The organism is Inquilinus sp. (assembly GCF_039594555.1).
Classification (GTDB): domain Bacteria; phylum Pseudomonadota; class Alphaproteobacteria; order DSM-16000; family Inquilinaceae; genus Inquilinus.
This window is the reverse complement of sequence record NZ_JBCNNF010000534.1, coordinates 1-3,989: the sequence shown is the minus strand read 5'-3', so window position 1 is coordinate 3,989 and position 3,989 is coordinate 1. Positions and strand designations below refer to the sequence as shown.

Sequence of the window (3,989 nt, the reverse complement as noted above, 5' to 3'; positions counted from 1 at the left end):
GCCGGCCAGCAAGACCTCCGGCCAGGAGAACTTCCCGGTGGGGTCCTGGCTGCTGCCCAAGCGCCACCGGCCGCATATCGCCACCTTCTACCGCTTCGCCCGCGCCGCCGACGACATCGGTGACGATACCGACCTGCCGACGGCGGAAAAGCTGGCCCGGCTCGACGCGCTGGATGCCGGGCTGGTCCATGGCGGGCCGGAGGCCGCGGCCCGGATGCGCGCCTCGATCGCCGCCACCGGTGTCGGGCTGGTGGACTGCCGCGACCTGCTGGTCGCCTTCCGCCGCGATTCCGAGAACCGCAGCTGCCGGACCTGGGACGACCTGATCGACTACTGCCGCTATTCGGCCAACCCGGTCGGGCGCTATCTGCTGCGGCTGCACGGCCAGGCCGAATCGACCTTCCCGGCCGGCGACGCGCTGTGCACGGTGCTGCAGATCCTGAACCACCTGCAGGATTGCGGCGACGACTGGCGCAAGCTGCGCCGGATCTATGTGCCGACCGACTGGATCGACGCGTCCGGCGGCATCGACCGTTTCTTCGCCGCGGACGAAGCCGGCGCCCGGCTGCGCCGGCCGGTGATCGACCGCTGCCTCGACATCGTCGACGCCCTGCTCGACACCGCCAGCACCCTGCCCGGCCAGCTGACCTCCCGCCCGCTGGCGGCGGAGGTCAGCGTCATGCTGTGGCTGGCCCGGAAGCTGGCGGCGCGGCTGCGCCGGGGCGACCCGATCCTGACGCGGGTGGCGCTGAGCAAAGCGGATTTCGCCCGCGCGCTGCGCCCCGGCCTGTCGGTGATGGCCTTCGGCGCCAAGACGCTGGACGATGCCGCGCTGGTGCGGATGGCGGTGTTCCGGGCCAAATCCTCCTTCGCCTCCGGCATGCGCATCCTGCCGCCCGACGGACGCCGCGCCATCTACGCCGTCTACGGCTTCTGCCGTCAGGTCGACGACATCGCCGATTCCAGCGCGTCGGTGGCGGAGAAGACCGCCGAGCTGCAGGCCTGGCGGCAGCGGCTGGACCGGATCTTCGCCGGCCGGGGCGAGGACCCGCTGGACCGCGAGCTGATCTGGGCCATCCGCCGCTTCGACCTGCCGCGCGCCGAGTTCGACGGCATGCTGGACGGCATGACCATCGACGCCGCCGCCGAGGTGCGCATCGCCGACCGCGCCGGGCTGGCGCATTACGCCCGATGCGTCGCCGGCACCGTCGGGGTCATGGCGGTCAAGATCTTCGGCTGCCCGGACAAGGCCAGCGAGGCCTTCGCCGTGGCCCAGGGCGAGGCGCTGCAGCTGACCAACATCCTGCGCGATGTCGACGAGGATGCCGGGCTGGGCCGGCTGTATCTGCCGGAAAGCTGGCTGCGCGAGGCCGGGATCCCGACCGACGCGCCGATTCCGACCATCGCCGCCGACCCGCGCATCGCCCAGGTCTGCGCCCGACTGGCGGCCGAGATCCAACCGCTCTACGCCGCCCTGCCCGGGCTGATGCCGCCCGGCACGGCGAAGCGGATGAAGGCGGCGCTGATCATGCAGCACAGCTATCGCCGGATCTTCGAGAGGCTGCAGGCCCGCGGCTATGCCGACCGGTCGGTGCGGCCGCGCCTGTCGAAGCGCGAGAAGATCGGCATCCTGCTCTCGGTCCTGCTGAAATGACCGTCCATGTCATCGGCGGCGGGCTGGCCGGCCTTGCCGCCGCGGTCGAGCTCGCCCGCACCGGCGTCCCGGCGGTGGTGTACGAGGCCACGCCCCGCCCCGGCGGCCGCTGCCGCGCCTTCCACGAGCCGGCGCTGGACCGGGTGATCGACAATGGCAACCACCTGGTGCTGTCGGGCAACCGCAACGTCCGCCGCTATCTCGACCTGATCGGCGCCGGCGATCGGCTGGCGGCCCCGGCCCGGCCGGGCTTCCGCTTCGTCGACCTGGAGCGGAACCGCGAGTTCACGGTGCGGCCGAACCGCAGCCGGCTGCCCTGGTGGGTGCTGTTCGCCGGGCGCCGGGTGCCCGGGACCCGGCCGCGCGACTACGTCGCGCTGCGCCGCCTGTCCAAGGCCGGGCCGGAGGACACGGTGGCCGGCGTGGTGCCGCCGGGCGAGCTGTATCGCTGCCTGATCGAGCCCCTGGCCGTCTCCGCCCTCAACACCCCGGCCGACGAGGCCTCGGCCCGCGGCCTGTGGGCGGTGGTGGAGCAGACCCTGGCCAAGGGCGGTGCCCAGACCATCCCGCTGATCGCCCGCACCGACCTTGCCGACACCTTCATCAACCCTGCGCTGGACTTCCTGCACCGGCACCGGGTGACGGTGCGGACCGGCATGCGGGTCAAGGCGCTGGAGTTCGAGGACGACCGCATCGTCGCGCTGGAGCTGGACCAGGGCACCCTGCCCCTGGCACCGGACGACCAGGTGGTGCTGGCGGTGCCGCCGGCCATCGCGGCGCGGCTGGTGCCGGGGCTGACGCCGCCGGAGGCGGACGAGCCGATCGTCAACGGCCATTTCGCCATCCCGTTCAAGGAGGAGCCGCACGACATCGCCGGCATCGTCGGCGGCACCGCCCATTGGGTGTTCCGCCGCCCCGGCATCGCGAGCACCACGGTCAGCGCCGCGCGCGGCCTGGTGGACGCGCCGGCGGAGGAGCTGGCGACGCTGCTCTGGGCCGATGTGGTGCGGGCCTTCCCGGACCTGGTCGGGCCGCTGCCGGCCTACCGCATCATCAAGGAAAAGCGGGCGACGATCCGCCAGACCCCAGCCGACGAGGCCCGGCGGCCGGGCTGCCCGACGCCCTATCCCAATCTGTGGCTGGCCGGCGACTGGACCGCCACCGGCCTGCCGGCGACGATCGAGGGCAGCCTGCTGTCCGGCTTCCGCGCCGCCGACCACGTCCGCGCCGCCGGGGCCTCGAACGACAAGGTCAGGGCCCGCCCGAAAAAGCGGCTGGCGTGAAATAGAACCGTCATGGCGAGGCGCGCAGCGCCGTGGCCATCCGGGGCGGCTCGCACCGGCCCCTGGATGGCCACGCCCCTCCGGGACTCGCCATGACGAGAAGGTTCGGGAACTGATCTCCCAGGCCGCCGATATCAGGCCGCGAGCATCTCGTGGACGAGCGGCATGACCTTGCTGCCGAAGAGCTCGATGCTGCGCATCAGCTTGTCGTGCGGCAGCGGCCCGGCACTGTATTTGAGCTGGAAGCGTACGGCGCCGAGCGCGGTGACGGTCGCGGCGATCTTGCGGGCCACGGTCTCGGGCGACCCGACATAGAGCGAGCCGTGCTCGGCCTCGCGCTCGAACTCGCCCTGCCCCATCGGCGGCCAGCCGCGCTCCGCCCCGATCTTGTCGCGCATCTTCTTGTAGTCGGGGAACAGCTCCTGCCGCGCCTGGGCGTCGGTGTCGGCGACATAGCCGGGCGAATGGACGCTGATCGGCTGCACCGGCCGGCCCAGTTGCTCGAAGGCGCGGTGATACAGGTCGACATAGGGGCGGAAGCGCTTCGGGTCGCCGCCGATGATGGCCAGCGCCAGCGGCAGGTCGTAGCGGGCGGCGCGGACCACCGATTCCGGGCTGCCGCCGACGCCGATCCAGGTCCTCAGCCGACGGGTGCCCTCGACCGGCGGGAACACGCTCTGGTTGCGCAGCGGCGGGCGGACGCTGCCCTGCCAGCTCACCGGCTCCTGCTTCAGCAGCGCCGCGAACAGGTCCAGCTTCTCCTCGAACAGCGTCTCGTAGTCGCTGAGCTCGTAGCCGAACAGCGGGAAGGATTCGGTGAAGGAGCCGCGGCCGAGGATCACCTCGGCCCGGCCGTTCGACGCCGCGTCCAGGGTCGAGAAGCGCTGGAACACGCGGATCGGGTCGTCGGAGCTGAGCACGGTGACGGCCGAGCCGAGATGGATCTGCGTCGTGCGCCCGGCGATCGCCGCCAGCAGCACCTCGGGCGCGGAGACGGCGAAATCGGCGCGGTGATGCTCGCCGACGCCGAAGAAGCCGATGCCCAGCTGGTC

Annotated in this window: 3 protein-coding genes; 2 read left to right on the top strand and 1 reads right to left on the bottom strand. The window is 72.3% G+C overall.

Annotated elements, in window-relative coordinates:
• The coding region (locus ABDW35_RS33455) for a squalene/phytoene synthase family protein (protein WP_343718172.1) at window positions 1-1,654 on the top strand (1,654 nt) is incomplete at its 5' end.
• A complete protein-coding gene (hpnE, locus tag ABDW35_RS33450) occupies window positions 1,651-2,937 on the top strand; it encodes a hydroxysqualene dehydroxylase HpnE (protein ID WP_343718171.1) in 1,287 nt (428 codons plus the stop codon). The genes ABDW35_RS33455 and hpnE, both read left to right, overlap by 4 nt.
• Window positions 2,938-3,071: 134 nt before the next feature.
• On the opposite strand, the gene ABDW35_RS33445 is transcribed toward hpnE, so the two are convergent.
• Window positions 3,072-3,989, bottom strand: a 918-nt coding sequence (locus ABDW35_RS33445) for an LLM class flavin-dependent oxidoreductase (protein WP_343718170.1), incomplete at its 5' end; no start/stop codon positions are given.